The sequence below is a fragment of the Variovorax sp. 01T432 genome, from assembly GCF_056398605.1.
In genome coordinates this window covers 1-16,736 of the sequence record NZ_JBFTPS010000050.1, presented here as the reverse complement: position 1 = coordinate 16,736, position 16,736 = coordinate 1, and the positions used below count along the sequence as shown (strand labels likewise).

20 protein-coding genes are annotated in these 16,736 nt (G+C 67.8%); 16 read left to right on the top strand and 4 right to left on the bottom strand.

Going from position 1 to position 16,736, the window contains the following annotated elements:
• Window positions 1-26 precede the first annotated feature (26 nt).
• Window positions 27-572, top strand: a complete 546-nt coding sequence (locus tag AC1DNF_RS27985; protein ID WP_478151917.1) for an aspartate carbamoyltransferase — start codon at window positions 27-29, stop codon at window positions 570-572.
• Between the two features lie 14 nt (window positions 573-586).
• On the opposite strand, the gene AC1DNF_RS27980 is transcribed toward AC1DNF_RS27985, so the two are convergent.
• Window positions 587-907 (bottom strand): EthD family reductase, encoded by a 321-nt coding sequence (locus tag AC1DNF_RS27980; protein ID WP_478151916.1) that lies wholly within the window; start codon window positions 905-907, stop codon window positions 587-589.
• A 175-nt stretch (window positions 908-1,082) separates the two neighbouring features.
• Here AC1DNF_RS27980 and AC1DNF_RS27975 point away from each other — a divergent pair, with 175 nt between their 5' ends.
• The 4 genes from AC1DNF_RS27975 to AC1DNF_RS27960 are packed head-to-tail and all read left to right on the top strand — an operon-like array spanning window position 1,083 to window position 4,205.
• Complete coding sequence (locus AC1DNF_RS27975; RefSeq protein WP_478151915.1) at window positions 1,083-1,409, top strand: DUF1161 domain-containing protein; 327 nt, start codon at window positions 1,083-1,085, stop codon at window positions 1,407-1,409.
• Window positions 1,410-1,436: 27 nt separating this feature from the next.
• Complete coding sequence (locus tag AC1DNF_RS27970; RefSeq protein ID WP_478151914.1) at window positions 1,437-2,627, top strand: MFS transporter; 1,191 nt, start codon at window positions 1,437-1,439, stop codon at window positions 2,625-2,627.
• 48 nt (window positions 2,628-2,675) lie between these two features.
• The gene (locus tag AC1DNF_RS27965; protein WP_478151913.1) at window positions 2,676-3,374 is read left to right on the top strand and encodes a succinate dehydrogenase iron-sulfur subunit; all 699 of its coding nucleotides are present in this window, start codon (window positions 2,676-2,678) and stop codon (window positions 3,372-3,374) included.
• 39 nt (window positions 3,375-3,413) lie between these two features.
• Entirely contained in the window at window positions 3,414-4,205 is a 792-nt protein-coding gene (locus AC1DNF_RS27960; RefSeq protein ID WP_478151912.1) for an SDR family NAD(P)-dependent oxidoreductase, read from the top strand.
• 91 nt (window positions 4,206-4,296) lie between these two features.
• Here AC1DNF_RS27960 and AC1DNF_RS27955 read toward each other — a convergent pair whose 3' ends face one another.
• The gene (locus AC1DNF_RS27955; protein WP_478151911.1) at window positions 4,297-5,010 is read right to left on the bottom strand and encodes a GntR family transcriptional regulator; all 714 of its coding nucleotides are present in this window, start codon (window positions 5,008-5,010) and stop codon (window positions 4,297-4,299) included.
• A gap of 153 nt (window positions 5,011-5,163) precedes the next feature.
• Here AC1DNF_RS27955 and AC1DNF_RS27950 point away from each other — a divergent pair, with 153 nt between their 5' ends.
• Genes AC1DNF_RS27950 through AC1DNF_RS27930 form a run of 5 tightly spaced genes read left to right on the top strand, consistent with a single transcriptional unit; the run spans window position 5,164 to window position 9,246 of the window.
• Window positions 5,164-6,024, top strand: coding sequence for a fumarylacetoacetate hydrolase family protein (locus tag AC1DNF_RS27950; RefSeq protein ID WP_478151910.1), 861 nt, complete (start codon window positions 5,164-5,166; stop codon window positions 6,022-6,024).
• A 26-nt stretch (window positions 6,025-6,050) separates the two neighbouring features.
• A complete protein-coding gene (locus AC1DNF_RS27945; protein ID WP_478151909.1) occupies window positions 6,051-7,019 on the top strand; it encodes a Bug family tripartite tricarboxylate transporter substrate binding protein in 969 nt (322 codons plus the stop codon).
• Window positions 7,020-7,035: 16 nt separating this feature from the next.
• On the top strand, window positions 7,036-7,614 hold the full coding sequence (locus tag AC1DNF_RS27940) for an amino acid synthesis family protein (RefSeq protein WP_478151908.1): 579 nt from the start codon (window positions 7,036-7,038) through the stop codon (window positions 7,612-7,614).
• Between the two features lie 10 nt (window positions 7,615-7,624).
• On the top strand, window positions 7,625-8,665 hold the full coding sequence (locus AC1DNF_RS27935) for a zinc-dependent alcohol dehydrogenase family protein (protein ID WP_478151907.1): 1,041 nt from the start codon (window positions 7,625-7,627) through the stop codon (window positions 8,663-8,665).
• A gap of 20 nt (window positions 8,666-8,685) precedes the next feature.
• Entirely contained in the window at window positions 8,686-9,246 is a 561-nt protein-coding gene (locus AC1DNF_RS27930) for a VOC family protein (RefSeq protein ID WP_478151906.1), read from the top strand.
• Between the two features lie 36 nt (window positions 9,247-9,282).
• Here AC1DNF_RS27930 and AC1DNF_RS27925 read toward each other — a convergent pair whose 3' ends face one another.
• Window positions 9,283-9,705, bottom strand: coding sequence for an Lrp/AsnC family transcriptional regulator (locus tag AC1DNF_RS27925; protein ID WP_478151905.1), 423 nt, complete (start codon window positions 9,703-9,705; stop codon window positions 9,283-9,285).
• Window positions 9,706-9,853: 148 nt separating this feature from the next.
• Here AC1DNF_RS27925 and AC1DNF_RS27920 point away from each other — a divergent pair, with 148 nt between their 5' ends.
• Together AC1DNF_RS27920 and ctlX are read left to right on the top strand one after the other, a co-directional pair.
• Window positions 9,854-10,903, top strand: a complete 1,050-nt coding sequence (locus AC1DNF_RS27920; protein ID WP_478151904.1) for an ornithine cyclodeaminase — start codon at window positions 9,854-9,856, stop codon at window positions 10,901-10,903.
• Window positions 10,904-10,937: 34 nt separating this feature from the next.
• Window positions 10,938-11,897: a citrulline utilization hydrolase CtlX gene (ctlX, locus tag AC1DNF_RS27915; protein WP_478151903.1), complete on the top strand. Its 960-nt coding sequence runs from the start codon at window positions 10,938-10,940 to the stop codon at window positions 11,895-11,897.
• A gap of 172 nt (window positions 11,898-12,069) precedes the next feature.
• On the opposite strand, the gene AC1DNF_RS27910 is transcribed toward ctlX, so the two are convergent.
• Window positions 12,070-13,023: a LysR family transcriptional regulator gene (locus tag AC1DNF_RS27910; protein WP_478151902.1), complete on the bottom strand. Its 954-nt coding sequence runs from the start codon at window positions 13,021-13,023 to the stop codon at window positions 12,070-12,072.
• Window positions 13,024-13,196: 173 nt separating this feature from the next.
• Here AC1DNF_RS27910 and AC1DNF_RS27905 point away from each other — a divergent pair, with 173 nt between their 5' ends.
• The 4 genes from AC1DNF_RS27905 to AC1DNF_RS27890 all read left to right on the top strand — a co-directional run.
• The gene (locus AC1DNF_RS27905; protein ID WP_478151952.1) at window positions 13,197-14,099 is read left to right on the top strand and encodes a Bug family tripartite tricarboxylate transporter substrate binding protein; all 903 of its coding nucleotides are present in this window, start codon (window positions 13,197-13,199) and stop codon (window positions 14,097-14,099) included.
• 4 nt (window positions 14,100-14,103) lie between these two features.
• Window positions 14,104-15,150 carry a 4-hydroxythreonine-4-phosphate dehydrogenase PdxA gene (locus AC1DNF_RS27900; protein WP_478151901.1) on the top strand — a complete coding sequence of 349 codons (1,047 nt, stop codon included), beginning with the start codon at window positions 14,104-14,106 and terminating at the stop codon, window positions 15,148-15,150.
• Window positions 15,151-15,183: 33 nt separating this feature from the next.
• Window positions 15,184-16,356, top strand: a complete 1,173-nt coding sequence (locus AC1DNF_RS27895; protein ID WP_478151900.1) for an L-rhamnonate dehydratase — start codon at window positions 15,184-15,186, stop codon at window positions 16,354-16,356.
• A gap of 17 nt (window positions 16,357-16,373) precedes the next feature.
• A partial coding sequence (locus AC1DNF_RS27890) for a dihydrodipicolinate synthase family protein (protein WP_478151899.1) occupies window positions 16,374-16,736 on the top strand: 363 nt, incomplete at its 3' end.

Genomic DNA, 16,736 nt, shown 5'->3' with positions numbered 1-16,736 from the left:
GTCCGCGGGCGCCACGGCGTGTCATCATGTCTTCGACATTCACCCCCCTGGAAAGCTGGAAGATGAAGAAGCTTGTGCCCTGTCTCGCGTTGCTGGCCGCCATCTGCCTTCCCCTCGCGGGCCAGGCCGCCGATGCGCGCCGAGTCGCCGAGGTCGCCCGGCGCGGACCCGATGTGATGCCTTTCGACCTGCGGGCGACCACCCATGTCTTCACGAAGACCGCGACCGGCGGCATCCAGAGCGTCGTCGCCAAGGACCCGGGCAACACCGCGCAGGTGGAACTGGTTCGCGGGCACCTGAGGGACATCCAGGCGCGCTTCAAGAAGGGCGACTTCTCCGGCCCATCGCACATTCATGGCCAGGACATGCCGGGCCTCGCGCAGCTTCGGGCGGCCAGGCCCGGCCAGGTTTCGATCGACTATGCGGATGTTCCCGGCGGCGCGCAGTTGAGCTATTCGACCAAGGCGCCCAGGCTGGTGAAGGCCCTGCATGCCTGGTTCGACGCGCAACTGTCAGACCATGGCCCCGATGCGATGGAAGGCCACTCTCACGGCATGCACACGCCCAACTGAACTCGCGGCGCGCATCAGGCGCGCTCGACGACGACCTCGCTGATCTGGATCAGGGGGACCAGGTCGGTGTATTTGGGTATGTCAGCCATGATCTCCTTGGCATTCGGCCCGAACGCCGCCTGAAAGGATTCGACCGAGTCGCAGAAGAAGTGGCACATGCCGACGTAGGGCGCGGGCTCGCCGGGCGCGCCGCCGGCGAGCCCCTTGTCGACGGTGTAGTACAGGCATGCATCACCCATGCGCTGCTTGAGCAGCGGCATGTGCTTGTCGCGGTAGTAGTCGTGGTCGAAGCGGGCGCCAGGAGTGTTCGGGTACATCACGCTAACCTTGATCATCAGGGGTCTCCAAATGGTGAATGGTCCGCTGCAGTCAACTTGCTCGCGGCGGTCGGGCCATTTTCCGCGCCCGTGCCGCGGGAACACAAGGGGCCCCATCGGCAACCGGCGGCGAAGCCTTCATTCCCGCGGGGCTAGACTCTGCCCCTACACCCCTTCTGACGGGTCCATCATCATGAAACTCTGGCTGCTTCCCATCGCCTGGGCCCTGGCCTGCGCCGCCCACGGCGCCGAGAACTGCGAAGCCCTGCGCACCCAGATCGAAACGAAGATCGGCGCGGCCGGGGTGACGCGCTTCACCGTGACCATCGCCGACGCCGACGCGCCGGTGGACGGCCAGGTGGTGGGCAGCTGCGAACTCGGCAGCAGGAAGATCGTGTACCGGCGCGAAGCCGATGCGGCGCCGGGCGCGGTGCCTCCGCGCCCCGGCGCGCGCGACGAGCGCATCCTGACCGAATGCAAGGACGGCACGGTGTCCGTCGGCGGCGACTGCCCCAGGTAGCGGCCGCCCCGGCAGGCTGCTCGCTCCATGACCCAGCCTCCCGGCGGCAAAGGCCAGCGGCTCCACCCCGACGTGCTCAAGCTGGGCCTGGTGAGCCTTCTCACCGACATCAGCTCGGAGATGATCTTCTCGGTGTTCGCCGTCTTCTTCACCACTGTGGCGGGCGCCTCCAGCGCGCTCCTGGGGCTCATCGAGGGACTGGCGGATCTCTCCGCCTCATCGCTCAACTACCTCGCCGGCTGGCTGTCGGACCGCAGCGGCCGGCGCAAGTGGTTTGCAGGCGCCGGCTATGGCTTCTCCACGCTGGCCAAGCTGATCCTGCTGGTGTCCTCGTCCGTGACGGGCCTGAGCCTGTTTCGCGTCATCGAACGCCTGGGCAAGGGCTTTCGCGGACCGCCGCGCGATGCGTGGCTTTCTTCCATCGCGGACAGGCGCTCGCGCGGCTATGCCTTCGGCGTGCACAAGGCGCTCGACAAGTCGGGGGCCGTGGTGGGGCCGCTCGTCGCCTACGGCCTGCTGTCCTGGCTGGGCGAGTCCGCCAGCACCTACCGCACGCTCTTCCTGGTGGCCTTCGTGCCCGCCGTCATCAGCCTGGCGGTGCTCGCGCGCATCCCGGAGCAGGCCGGCGTGGTGCACGCGCGCGAAAGCGTGAGCCAGAACTGGCGGCAGCTCGGCGCCGGTTTCAAGCGCTTCCTGTGGCCGGCCGGGATCTTCGCGCTCGCGTATTTCAGCCTCGGTTTCATCCTGCTCAAGGCGCATGCCGTGGGCTTCAGCGTGACCGACATCGTGCTGCTCTATGCCCTGTTCAACACCACCTGCGTCGCCGCGGCCCCGCTGGTGGGCAAGCTGGGCGACAAGCTCGGTCGCGGCGTGATCATGGTGCTGGGCTATGCGCTCTACGCGGGCATCAATCTGTGGCTGGTCTTTGCCGGCAGCCGATGGGAGGTGGTGTCCGTGTTCGCCGTGTACGGGCTGTTCTATGCGATCGACGAATCGCAGAGCAAGGCCCTGATCGCCGACCTCGAGCCCGAGCGGCGCGCCACGGCCGTCGGCGTCTACAACTTCGTCACCGGCATGCTGTACCTCCCGGCTTCCCTGGTGGCCGGCGCCTTGTGGACCGTCACGCCCAGCCTCGCCTTCGCGGTCTCGGCAGTCCTTTCACTGGCAGCCATCGTGGTCTTCGTCGCGATGCGGCCCGCGGATGGAGTGCGCAACTAAGGGTGGGTGCCTACAGGTCCAGGGGGTGATAGGCCGCATCATGCACCGATGCACACCTTCCACATCTACCGCTACGACCCGGACCTCGACGCGAAGCCGCGCATGCAGGTGATGGAACTGGAGGTCGGTGTCGCCGACCGCATGCTGCTGGACGTGCTGACGCGGCTGAAGGCCATCGACCCGAGCCTGAGCTTTCGCCGCTCCTGCCGGGAAGGCATCTGCGGCTCGGACGCAATGAACATCAACGGCAGGAACGGTCTCGCGTGCCTGACCAACATGCGGTCTCTGCCGAACACCGTCGTGCTCAAGCCGCTGCCCGGCCTGCCGGTGATTCGCGACCTGTTCGTCGACATGACGGGCTTCTTCCATCAGTACCATTCGATCAAGCCCTGGCTGGTGAACGACGATCCTCCGCCCGAGAAGGAGCGACTGCAGTCGCCCGAGGCCCGCGACGAACTCAACGGCCTGTACGAGTGCATCCTGTGCGCCTGCTGTTCCAGCGCCTGCCCGAGTTTCTGGTGGAACCCCGACAAGTACGTGGGTCCCGCAGGCCTGCTGCAAGCCTACAGGTTCCTGGTCGACAGCCGCGACCAGGCCAGCGGCGAGAGGCTGGACAACCTGCAGGATCCGTACCGCCTGTTTCGCTGCCGCACGATCCTCAACTGCACCGATGTCTGCCCGAAGGGCCTGAACCCGGCGCAGGCCATCGGCAAGATCAAGGAAATGATGGTGCGGCGCGGCGTGTGAGGGGCAGAATGCGGCGCAGTCGCACGAAAGGAATACCCCATGAATCTCCAACTCACAGGCAAGCTGGCACTGGTCTCCGGCAGCACGGCGGGCATCGGGCACGCCATCGCGGCGGCGCTGGCCGCCGAAGGTGCGCGCGTCATCGTGAACGGGCGTTCGCAGGCCTCGGTCGATGCCGCGGTCGCCCAGATGAAGGCGGCGCCCGGCGGCGAGGTCATCGGCTTCGCCGGCGACCTGAGCACCGCCGCCGCCGCCGAAGCCCTGGTGGCGAAGCATTCCGGCATCGAGATCCTGGTCAACAACCTCGGCATCTTCGAGCCCAAGCCCTTCGAAGACATCGCGGACGCGGACTGGGCCCGCTTCTTCGACGTGAACGTGCTCAGCGGCGTGCGCCTGGCGCGCCTGGTCCTGCCCGCCATGAAGCGCGCGAACTGGGGACGCATCATCTTCATCTCCAGCGAGAGCGCGGTGCAGATTCCCGCCGAAATGATTCACTACGGCATGACGAAGACGGCGCAGCTGGCCGTCTCGCGCGGCCTGGCCGAGTCGGTGGCCGGCACCGGCATCACCGTCAACAGCGTCCTGCCGGGGCCGACCCGGTCGCGGGGCGTGGGCGAATTCGTGGAAGCACTCGCCAAGGCCGACGGCAAGTCCTTCGAGGCCTACGAGAAGGAGTTCTTCGAAAAAGTGCGCCCGACCTCGCTCATCAAGCGCTTCGAGACGCCCGAGGAGGTTGCCTCCATGGTGGCGTACATCGCGAGCCCGCTGTCCTCGGGGACGACGGGGGCGGCGCTTCGGGTCGACGGGGGCTGCACGAAGAGCGCGTTCTGACGCATCGGCGCCTGCGGCCTCGGCGTGAGGGCGGGGACTGACGGACAGCACGTCCTGAGGCGGTGCGATACGCCGAACCGACCTCAATCGCTCACTGGGGTTTTCCGCCGGCCATGTTCAGAAGGCTTTCGGTGACGTTGCGCTCGGTGCTGCTGATGTGCTGCCTCAGCAGGCCCAGCGCCTTGTTCTCGTCACGCGAGAGGATGGCCGCCATCAGCCGCTGGTGCTCGGAGTTCTTCTTTCGCTCGACCTTGCGATACCTCGCCGAGTACTGCCTGAAGCGCTCGGCATTGTCGAAGAGCGCCGATACCAGGCCGCGCAGCATGGGCGAGGTGCAGCCCGCATAAGCGGCCATGTGGAACTCGCGATGGCGCTGCGACCAGGCTTCCTGGAGTATCAAGGGGCCATCACCCAGGCGCTGCTCGATCAATGCCAGACCGTGCGCGGAGGCCACCAGTCCCGACTCCCACTCGTCGGACCCATTCGCCATGGCGTCGCGAAGGGCCTCGCATTCGACAAGCAGACGCACGCGGGTGAGGTCGGCAATGCCTTGAACGGTCAAGGGCGCGACGTGAAAGCCGCGGTTCTCGAAGGCCTGCACCAGCCCCTGCTCCGCCAGCCGGCTCAGCGCCTCCCGCAGCGGACTGCTGCTGATCTCGTACTGCCTGCTCAGCTCGTCGACCCGAAGACGCTGCCCGGGTTCGACCTCGCAACGCACGATGGCTTGCCGCAGGCGGCGATAGGCACGCTCGGCCAGCGGAACGTCCGCTTCCGCCGGGGCATCAAGGGGTTTGACTGGGCTCATGGCCCGCAGATCTTAGCGTATCGCGCAGAAATCAATCTACTGGGCATACTTGTAAACCCTATGCGTAAAACATTTTTTATGCATAAAACTACCTTCACGCATCCGACGCCGAGAGCGATCGCGAGACCCACGGACCATGAAAGAGGAAGCTGCATGAAATTGATGTCTTACCAACACGCCGGGCGTGACACCTGGGGCGCCGTCATCGGGGACGGCGTCGCCGAACTGGGCCCGCGCACCGGATGCGCGAGCCTTGCGGACTTCATCGCGAGTCCGGATTTCGCCCGGCGCGAAGCCCTCGTGTCCGGCCTGCGGCCCGACGCGAAACTCTCCGACGTGGTGTTCCTGCCGGTGATCCCGCGCCCCGAGAAGATCATTTGCGCCGTCAGGAACTACATGGACCACCATCAGGAGGTGCTGGCCGCCGGCATGCAGCGCGAGTTGTCCGAGCAGCCGCCGATCTTCCTGCGCGTCTGGCGCTCGCAGACAGCGCACAACGCGCCCATCGTGCGCCCGCGTGTGTCGGAATCGCTCGACTGGGAAGGCGAGTTGGCCGTGATCATCGGCAAGAGCGGGCGCGACATCGCCGAGGCCGATGCATGGGAGCACGTGGCCGGCTACAGCTGCTACAACGACGCGAGCGTGCGCGAGTGGCAGTTCCATGCCAAGCAGATCGCCTCCGGCAAGAACTTCGAATCCACGGGCGCCTTCGGCCCCTGGATGGTCACGGCCGACGAGATAGCGCCCGGGCGCGCGCTCAAGCTCGAGACGCGGCTGAACGGCCAGGTGGTGCAGTCCAGCCACACCGGCCACATGATCTTCTCGATCCCGCGCCTCATTCACTACGCGTCCACCATCTTCACGCTGGTTCCGGGCGACGTGATCGCCACGGGAACACCGGCGGGCGTCGGCTGGAGCAAGAAGCCGCCGCAGTTCATGAAGCCAGGCGACACGGTTGAAGTCGAGATCGAAGGCGTGGGCCTGCTGCGCAATCCGATCGTCGCGCAGGCCTGAACGCCCCCGCCGAGGAGACAAATCCAATGAAACGCCGAGCCCTCGTCACGGCCTGCTGCGCACTGGCGGCATGCCCTCTTCTGCCCGCGTTCGCGCAGGGCTATCCGGAGCGCCCGATCAAGATCTACCAGGGTTTCGCGCCGGGCGGCAATGCGGACGCCATTGCGCGGGCGATCGGCATCGAGATGGGCAAGGCGATGGGCCAGCCCTTCGTGGTCGAGGCGCAGGCCGGCGCGGGCGGCACCATCGCATCGACCACCGTCGCTCGCGCCCGGCCGGACGGCTACACCCTGCTGCTCGCCACCGGCGGCCATGCCGTCGCGGGCGCGCTCTACAACACGCTGCCGTACAGGACCGTCGCCGATTTCGAAATGATCTCGACAGTCACGTACTTTCCCTTCCTGATCGTCGTCAACGCCAGCTCGAAGTTCCAGAGCTTCGCCGAAATGCTGGCCGCCGCCCGGGCCGCGCCGGACGCGCTGGCTTACGGCACGGCCGGCATCGGCTCCACGCATCACCTGGCCGGCGAACTGCTCGCCAGGATGGCGAACGCACCCATGCTCCATGTGCCCTACCGCGGCGACGCGGCGTCGCTGACCGCGCTGCTGGCGGGCGACGTGCCCTTCATCATCGCGCCGCCCACGGCGGTGATGTCGAACATCCAGGCCGGCAAGCTGCGCGCCCTGGCAACGACGGGGCCGCAACGCTGGCCCGGACTGCCCGGCGTGCCCACGGTGGCCGAACAGGGCGTGCCGGGCTACGACGTGCGCTCGTGGGCCGGGCTGATGGCGCCGGCAGGCACGCCGCGCGCCGTCATCGAACGGCTCCAGGCCGAGACCGCCAGGGCGCTGCAGGCACCGGCCGTGCGCCAGCGCCTCGAAGACATGGGGGGCGAGGCGCGCGCAAGCACCCCCGAGGAAATGAAGACCCTGGTCAGCCGCGAACTCGACAAGTGGACGCAGGTCGTGGCCGACGCGAAGATTCCCAAGCAATGAACCGAGGACAAGTCCCATGTCGCTAGTCGCGATCCGCAAGCGAAGCCTGACCATCGAGACCGTGTTTCACGAGGGCGGTCCCGTCGCCGACAAGCCGCTGCGGCTTGCCGCGGCCTGCGCGGTGATTCGCAACCCCTACGCCGGGCGCTACGAGGCCGACCTGCTGCCCTTCATGGCCGAATTGCGCGGCCTCGGGAATCTCTTGGCCACGGAACTCGTCTCCACCCTCGGCAAGGAGAACGTGGAGGCCTACAGCAAGGCCGCCATCGTCGGCGTCAACGGCGAGCTCGAACACGGCGCGGTGTGGCACGAGGCCGGCGGCTGGGCCATGCGGGAAGTGCTGGGCCAACCCAAGGCCATGGTGCCGGCCGCGAAGGCCGTTGCCCACACCGGCTATCGGCTGATGGTGYCGCTGCACTACATCCATGCATCGTATGTGCGCAGCCACTACAACAGCTTCGAGGTCGGCATCCAGGATGCGCCCCGGCCGGACGAGATCCTGTTCGCCCTGGTGATGGCCGACGGCGGGCGAATCCACTCGCGCCTGGGCGGTCTCGCGAAGTCCCAGGTGGCCGTCCACGACGGGCAACGTTGAGGGCGCCGTGATGGACATCGAACCCGACGGCGGACCGGCTCATCGCCACGCGGCGCGCGTCATGAAGGCCATCCGGCTTCAGGCACCCGGAGGCCCCGAGGTGCTCTCGCTGGTCGAGCTGCCCCTGCCCGAGCCGGGGCCCGGCATGGTGCGCGTCAAGGCCCATGCCATCGGCGCCGGCGGGCCGGACGTGTTGATCCGCAACGGCACCTACAAGTGGATGCCGCCGATGCCCGCGATTCCCGGCAACGAGATGGCCGGCGTGGTGGACGCGATCGGCCCCGGGGTCGAGGCCTTGCGCCTCGGCCAGCGCGTGCTGGTCAGCGCGCGCGAGCTGCCCCGGCGCGGCGGCTGCTATGCCGAATACATCTGCGTTCCGCAGGCCGCCCCGTTTGCGCTGCCGGATGCGGTGAGCTTCGACGACGCCGTAAGCCTGGGCAATTTCCAGCTCGCCCTGGCCCTGCTGGCCAGCAACGGCAACCTGCCCGCCCGGTCGATCCTGGTCCCCGGCGCCGCCGGCGGCGTCGCGACCGCGCTGGTGCAAGTGGCCCGGGCGCGTGGCCTGCGCGTCATCGGCACCGCCTCTTCGGACATCAAGCGCGAATTCGCGCTGGCCAGCGGCGCGCACGAGGTGATCGACGGCAACCCGCGGACGCTGACCGACCAGGTGATGGGCCTTACCGACGGGCGCGGCGTCGACCTCGCCTTCGACCACATCGGCGGCGAGCTGTTCATCGCCTGCCTGCGCGCGCTGGCGCCCTTCGGCATGGCTGTCTCATACAACATCGTGAACGGCCCGCCGGCGGGCGACGTCTTCGAGGAGCTGCGAAAGCTGCTCGGCAGGAGCCTGGCGATCCGCACCTTCTCGATCCACACCGTCGACTCCGATGTCGTACAGCGGCGTGGCCTGATGGAAAGCGCCATCGCGCTCATGGCCGCGGGCAGCGTGCGCGCGCCGCGCGCCACCCGGTACGCGCTGGCCGATGCGCGCCACGTGCACGAATTGCTCGACAGGGGCGAGACCCTCGGCAAGATCGTCCTCCACCCCTGACCTCACGCCCGGAGCCCATCGTGGACCAGCCCTACACCCCCAGCCTCTCGCACTGCGGCATCTTCTGCCGCGACCTCGCGGTGATGAAGGCCTTCTATTGCGGCACCTTCGACATGCAGGAGACCGACCGCGGCGAAGGCTTCACCTTTCCCTTCACCATCGTGTTCCTGAGCGGGCGGGCCGACCAGCACCATCAACTGGTGCTGGCTTCCAGCCGCGGCGCCGACTCGCCGAGCACGGTGATGCAGCTCTCGTTCAAGGTCCAGACGCTGGGCCACCTGCGCGAGGCGCGCCGCCGCGCGATCGCGCTGGGCGCCACGCAGATGCGGGGCCTGAACCACGGCAACGCGATCTCGATCTACTGCAGGGACCCGGAGGAGAACACGGTCGAGGTCTACCTCGACACCCCGTGGTATGTGAGCCAGCCGCACGGCGACCCGCTCGATCTCGATCAGGACGACGATGCGATCTGGGCCGAGACCGAGCGCATCGTGCGCACCGACCCCAGCTTCATGCCGGTATCGGAGTGGGCCGCGCGCTTCGCGCAACGCGATGCCGCATTGCGCGGCAGCACGGCCTGACGCCCAGCCTGGGCCTCGTCGCGGTCTTCCAGACCGCTAGAGCTTGTGCGTCGACAGCAGGATGCTCGTCTCCGTGTTCGAGATCCCGGGAATCGAGCGGATGGCATTGAGCAGGGTGTCGAAGGCTTCCAGCGAATCGGTCTGCAGCTCGGCCATCATGTCCCAGCGTCCGTTGGTGGTGTGCAGCGCCACCACGTTCGGATGCCCGCGCAGCGCGCGGCGCACCGCGTCGCCATGATGGCCCTCGATCTCGATGCTGGTGATCGCGCGGATGCGGTGGCCCTCGGCCTGGGGCTTCAGGCGCACGGTGTAGCCCACGATCGTCCCCTCCCGCTCCAGCTTGCCGATGCGGTTCTGCACGGTGGCGCGCGCCAGGCGCAACCGGCTGGCGAGTTCGACCACCGGCATGCGCGCGTTGTCGCGCAGCAGGGAGAGCAGTTGGCGGTCCGTGTCGTCCATCACCATTCATCTTGTCAAACTCGACTGACAAAATGTACGGTTAAACCATGGATTTGCCAAGTTGCTCGCTTCAATTTGGCCGTACCCAGCGGGAAAATTGCGGCTGACGGCCCCAGTGCCTGCTCGCAATACCCTTGAGGAGATTCCCATGACCCGCTTTGTCGACGTCCCCGCCATGTCCCGCCTGGTGCAGGCCATCGGGGTGGCCCCTTTCATCGGCGAACTCGCCGACGCCATCCGCGACGACTTCATCCGCTGGGCCGACTTCGAGAAGTCCGCCCGCCTCGCCAGCCATTCCGAGATCGGCGTCATCGAGCTGATGCCGGTGTCGAACGCCAAGAACTACGCCTTCAAGTACGTCAACGGCCACCCCAGCAACACCGCGCGCGGTCTCTACACGGTGATGGCCTTCGGCGTGCTGGCCGAGGTCGAGACCGGCTACCCGGTGCTGCTGTCCGAGCTCACGCTCGCCACCGCGCTTCGCACCTGCGCCACCTCGCTGATGGCTGCGCGCGCGCTGGCGCGGCCCGGCGCCCGCCGCATGGCGCTCATCGGCAACGGCGCGCAGAGCGAATTCCAGGCGCTGGCCTTCCACGCCCACCTGGGCATCGAGGAAATCGCCGTCTACGACGTGGACCCGCGCGCCACCGACAAGCTGGCGCGCAACCTCTCGGGCCACCCGTCGCTGCGCATCGTTCGCGCCGGCTCCACCGCCGAGGCGGTGCGCGGGGCCGACATCGTGACCACCGTCACCGCCGACAAGGCCTACGCCACCATCCTCACGCCCGAGATGATCGAGCCGGGCATGCACATCAACGGCGTGGGCGGCGATTGCCCGGGCAAGACCGAGTTGCATGCCGACGTGCTGCGCCGGGCGCGGGTCTTCGTCGAGTACGAGCCGCAGACGCGCATCGAAGGCGACATCCAGCAACTGCCGCGCGACTTCCCGGTGGTCGACCTCTGGCGCGTGCTCGCCGGAACGGCGGCGGGGCGCCAGAGCGCCGAGCAGGTCACGGTGTTCGACTCGGTCGGCTTCGCGCTGGAGGACTATTCGACCCTGCGCTACGTGCTCGACCAGTCGGTCCGCCACAACCTGGGCGTCGAAGTCGAGCTGGTGCCAGAGGCCGACGATCCGAAGGACCTGTTCCGCCACACGCGCGCCGGCGGAGCGCGCGCCGTGATGCGCCGCGTGGCCTGAGCGACTTGCGCCACCCCCTCGTCACCCCGTCGCCATGCCCCGCACCCCCTCCATTCAAGCTCCGTCCGCGGTCGTCATGATGCGCCCGCATCGCTTCACGCCGAACCCCGAGACCGCCGCCGACAACAGCTTCCAGACCGCGGCCGACCAGGCCTCGGCCCAGGCCATCGCCGAGCGCGCCTACCAGGAAGTCACGACGGCGGCCCGACGCCTCGAGGCCGAGGGCGTGCGCGTGCACCTGTTCGAGGATCGCGGCGAGCGCGACACGCCGGACTCGGTCTTTCCGAACAACTGGTTCTCCACCCATCCCGGCGGCCATGTCGCCGTCTACCCGATGTATTCGCCGAGCCGCCGCCGCGAGCGCCGCGCCGAGGTGATCGAGATGCTGAAGGCGCAATATCGGGTGCAGGACGCGATCGACTACTCCGGCCTGGAGGAGGATGGCCTGTACCTCGAGGGCACCGGCGCGATGGTGTTCGACCACCTCGCGCGCGTGGCCTACACCGCGCGCTCGAACCGCGCCGACCCGGTGGCGCTGGAGCGCTTCAGCACGCACTTCAACTACGAGCCGATGGTGTTCGACACGGCCGGCGCCGACGGGCGCCCGATCTATCACACCAACGTGCTGATGTGCGTGGCCACCGAGTTCGCGATGGTCGGCTTCGAGCTGATCCCGGACAAGCGCCGCGCGGCGCAGGTGCGCGACCGGCTGCAGGAATCGGGGCGCGAGATCATCGAGCTGAGCGCAGCGCAGATCGCCGGCTTCGCCGGCAACGCGATCGAGCTCTCGGGGCGCGAGGGGCGCATCCTGGCGCTGTCGCAACGCGCCTTCGACAGCCTGGACGCCGCGCAGAAGGCGACCATCGAGGGCTCCGCGCGGCTGCTTCCGCTGGCGGTGCCGACCATCGAGATGGCCGGCGGCTCGGTGCGTTGCATGGTCGCCGGCATCCACCTCGCGGCGCGGCGGCCCGAGCCTTCATCAGCCTGTCATTGACCTCCTTGCCGGCAGCCGCGGCGGCATCCTGATCCCGATCGTGGCCGGCATGCTCCTGCAGGCCACCGGCTCCTTCGACGCGGTGATCAACTTCTTCAGCGCCTGCGCGATGGTCTATGTGATCTCGACGCTCTTCATCGAACTGCGCCGCACGCGCTGGTCGCCGCCGCCCTCAGCGCCGGGCCGCCGGCTTGCGCTCGGCGTGCAGCAGCGCGAGGAAGCGCTCGGCGGGCTTGCTCAAGGGCCGGTCCTTCGGCACCAGGCTGCCGTAGGCCTCGAGCCTCTGCTTCATGCGGTAGGGGACGATGCGCAACACGCCATGCTCGGCGTCGCGGCGAGCGACCGCCTCCGGGATCACCGCGATCAGGTTCGCGCGCCGGATCAGATTGATCGAGGTCAGGATCGACCCCGTCTCGATCAGCCCTCGCGGAAGCTGCGCATGGTGGTCTCGAAACTCGCGCTCGATGACGTCGCGCATCGGACTGCCCGACGGCTGCAGGACCCAGCCGTAGTCGAGGAGCTCCTGGAAGTCGACCCGCCGCCTGCGCGCGAGCGGGTGCTCGTTGCCCACCACCAGGGCCAGCGCCTCGTCGTCGATCGCCCTGAACGCGCACTCGATGCCGGGATGCCCGACCAGCCGCCCGATCACCAGTTCCAGCACACCTTCGCGCAGCTGCGCCAACAGGCGGTCGCTGGTGTCGACCGCGATCTCGACGGCCAGCAGCGGGTAGGCGGCCTTCAGGCCCACCAGCGCATCGGTCAGCCGCCCGGGCGACGCGGCCATGATGCTGCCCACCGAGAACTTGCCCGCCCCACCCAGCTTGAGCTCGCCGAGTTCTCGGTTGAGCGCCTCCATGCTGCCGCGGATGCTGCGGAAATAGCCCGTCACGCGCTCGCCGGCGGCATTGAGCTGCAGCCCTCGGCCCACGCGCTCGAACAGGGACTGGCCGAGCGCGCTCTCCAGTTGATGGAGCATCTTGGTGGCCGCGGGTTGCGTCAGCCCGAGCTGGCCCGAGGCCGCGCGCAGCGTGCGCAGATCCGCGATCGCCAGGATCAAGGCGACCTGGCGCATGCGCAGCCGGTTGAGCAATTGCGGGGTGCTGTCCTGCGTGTCGATGGAGCCCATGCTTATTTGATCACCTGAGGTTATTGATCGATCAAGAGCTTTCAGTTTACGGCGATCAATCGCATTCCTACCATCGTGGCTCGCGATCCATTGACGAAATCAGGAGACAACCCATGAAGAGATTCATCCCCGCACTCGCGGCGGCGACCCTGGCCTTGTGCGCCGGCGCGTCCATGGCGCAGGAATGGCCCACCCGCCCCCTGCGCATCATGGTCGGCTCCGGCCCCGGCGGCGGCACCGACGCGATGGCCCGCGCGGTCGCCGACCGGCTCGGTCCCTTGCTCAAGCAGCCCGTGCTCGTCGAGAACCGGCCCGGCGCCTCCAACACCATCGCGGCCGACGCCACCGCCAAGTCCGTCGACGGCCACACCATGGTGATGGGCGTGGTCACCGCCCACGCCATCGCGCCGCACCTGCTCAAGCTCAACTACGACAGCAACAAGGACCTGGTGCCGATCGCCTTCGTCGGCGCCGTGCCCAACGTGCTGGTGGTCAGCGACAGCGTGCCGGCCGACTCGGTGAAGGCACTGATCCAGCTCGCCAAGAAGGAGCCGGGCAAGCTCAACTTCGCCAGCAGCGGCGCGGGCAGCACGCAGCACATCGCGGCCGAGATGTTCAAGGATGCCGCCGGCATCGACATCACGCACGTGCCCTACAAGGGCAGCAGCGCGGCCCTGGTCGACCTGATCGGCGGGCAGGTCCAGATGAGCTTCGACACGCTCCCCTCGGTGATCGGCCAGATCAGGAACCACAAGATCCGCGCCCTGGCCGTCACCACACCGCGGCGCAACGCGCAATTGCCCGATGTGCCGACGATGGCGCAAGCCGGCGTGCCGGGCATCGAGATGAGCGCCTGGTACGGCATCTACATGCCGGCCTCGACGCCCAAGGCCGTGCAGGACAAGGTGCACGACGCCGTCAACCAGGTGCTGGCGATGCCCGAGACCCAGGCGCGCCTGGAGAGCGTCGGCGCCGAGATCACCCCGATGACGCAGGCGCAGTTCGCGCAATTCCAGACCGCCGAGTACAAGCGCTTCGGCGAGATCATCAAGAAGAACAACATCCGCCTGGACTGAGACCATGAGCCTCACACGCCTCCCCGTCGTCGCCCTCACCCTGGGCGACCCCGCCGGCATCGGCGCCGAACTCATCGCCCGCCTGCTCGCCAGGCCGCAAGCCACGGCGCTCGCCAACATCGTGCTCGTCGGCGACCCCTGGCTATGGAACGAGGGCCAGCGCATCGCCGGCATCCCGGTGGCCACCAGCGAAGTGAGTTCGCTGGCGGCGGTGCGCGGCCGCGCCGACAGCGCCCGGCCCGCCTTCTTCCCGGTCGACAGCATCGATGCGACGCTGGTGCACCGGGGCAAGGCCGAGGCGGCCGGCGGCCGCTCGGTGCTGCAGGTGCTCGACCAGTGCATGGACGCCACGCTCGCCGGCCACGTCGACGCCATCTGCTTCGCGCCGCTCAACAAGCAGGCCATGAAGATCGGCGGCATGAAACATGAGGACGAGCTGCACCACTTCGCCAGCCACCTCGGCGTGACCGGCTACTTCTGCGAGTTCAACACGCTGGGCGAGCTGTGGACCTCGCGCATCTCCTCGCACGTGCCGATGAAGGACGTCGCCGGCCTCCTGAGCATCGAGCGCATCGAGCAGGCCGCCGAGCTCATCTACCACTCGCTCCTGGCCAACGGCGTACGGCAGCCCAAGGTGGCCATTGCCGCCTTCAACCCGCACGGTGGCGACGGCGGCCTGTGCGGCCGCGAAGAGGTGGACATCATCGAACCGGCCGTGAAGGCGCTGCAGGCGCGCGACTGGCCGACCGAGCAGCCCTTCCACGGCCCCTTCCCGGCCGACACCATCTTCCTGAAGGCCCAGGCGGGCGACTACCAGGCCATCGTCACCATGTACCACGACCAGGGCCAGATCGCGATCAAGCTCATGGGCTTCAGCCGCGGCGTGACGGTGCAGGGCGGCCTGCCGATTCCGATCACCACGCCGGCGCACGGCACCGCCTATGACATCGCCGGGCTGGGCAAGGCCAGCGTCGAAGCCACCTGGCAGGCCTTCCGCATCGCGAGCCGCATGGGCGCCGCGCGCCGTCTCGCGACCACCCCATCCGCCTGAACTCATCCGCCACGCCCACCAGAGACACCTCTCATGAAGATCAAATCCGTCCGCGCCCGCGTCTTCCAATGGAAGGGCAAGACCGTTCCGCCGCAGGGCAACTTCTGCTCCAACGCCATGGACCTCGTCTACTCGAAGACCGAGACCATGAGCACCTTCCGCTTCCACTCCTGGACCGTGGTCGAGATCGAGACCGACGACGGCATCGTGGGCCTGGGCAACGTCGCCCTCGCGCCCCGGATCGCCAAGGCCATCATCGACGAATACCTCACGCCGCTGCTGGTCGGCCAGGACCCGTGGGACTACGAATACCTGTGGCAGCGGATGTACCGGGCCACCCACGCTTGGGGCCGCAAGGGCGTCACCATGGCGGCCATCTCGGCGGTCGACATCGCCATCTGGGACATCCTCGGAAAGTCGGTCGGCAAGCCGGTGTTCGAGCTGCTGGGCGGCCGCACCAAGGAGAAGATCCCCTGCTACTACTCCAAGCTGTACCGCACCGACCTGAAGGCGATGCAGGACGAGGCGCAGAAATACCTCGACCAGGGCTTCACCATGTTCAAGTCGCGCTTCGGCTACGGCCCGGCCCACGGCACCCGGGGCGTGGCGGAAAACCTGAAGGCGGCGCAAGCCCTGCGCGAAGTCATCGGCTACGACAACGACCTGATGTTCGAGTGCTACATGGGCTGGAACGTGGACTACGCCAAGCGCATGCTGCCCAAGCTCGAGAAGTTCCAGCCGCGCTGGGTCGAGGAGCCGGTGATCGCCGATGACATCGACGGCTACGCCGAGCTCAACGCCTTCACCAGCATCCCGATCTCGGGCGGCGAGCACGAGTTCTCGCTCTACGGCTTCAAGCAGCTGCTGGAGCGCAAGGCGGTCAGCGTGGTGCAGTACGACACCAACCGCGTGGGCGGCATCACGGCGGCGCACAAGATCAACGCCCTGTGCGAGGCCTACAGCGTGCCCGTGGTCCCGCATGCCGGGCAGATGCACAACTACCACCTCACCATGAGCACGCTGGCCTCGCCCATGAGCGAGTACTTCCCGATGTTCGACGTCGAGGTGGGCAACGAGTTGTTCTACTACATCTTCGACGGCGAGCCGGTGGCCGAGAACGGCTTCCTTCAGCTCGACGACCACAAGCCCGGCCTCGGCCTCACGCTGAAGACGGAGTTCCTCCAGGACTTCGACATCATCGAATAGGCCGCCCGCGCACCGACATGACGACCTCGACCACCGCCCGCTACCGAGGGCTCTTCCCCGTCGTTCCCACCACCTTCACCGAAAGCGGCGAGCTCGACCTCGCGAGCCAGAAGCGTTGCGTGGACTTCATGATCGATGCCGGCTCCAACGGCCTGTGCATCCTCGCGAACTTCTCCGAACAATTCCTGCTGTCGGACGACGAGCGCGAGATCCTCACGCGCGCCGTGCTCGAGCACGTGGCCGGCCGCGTGCCGGTGATCGTGACGACCACGCATTTCAGCTCCAGGGTCTGCGCCGAGCGCAGCCGCCGCGCGCAGGACATGGGCGCGGCGATGGTGATGGTCATGCCGCCCTACCACGGCGCGACCTTCCGCGTGCGT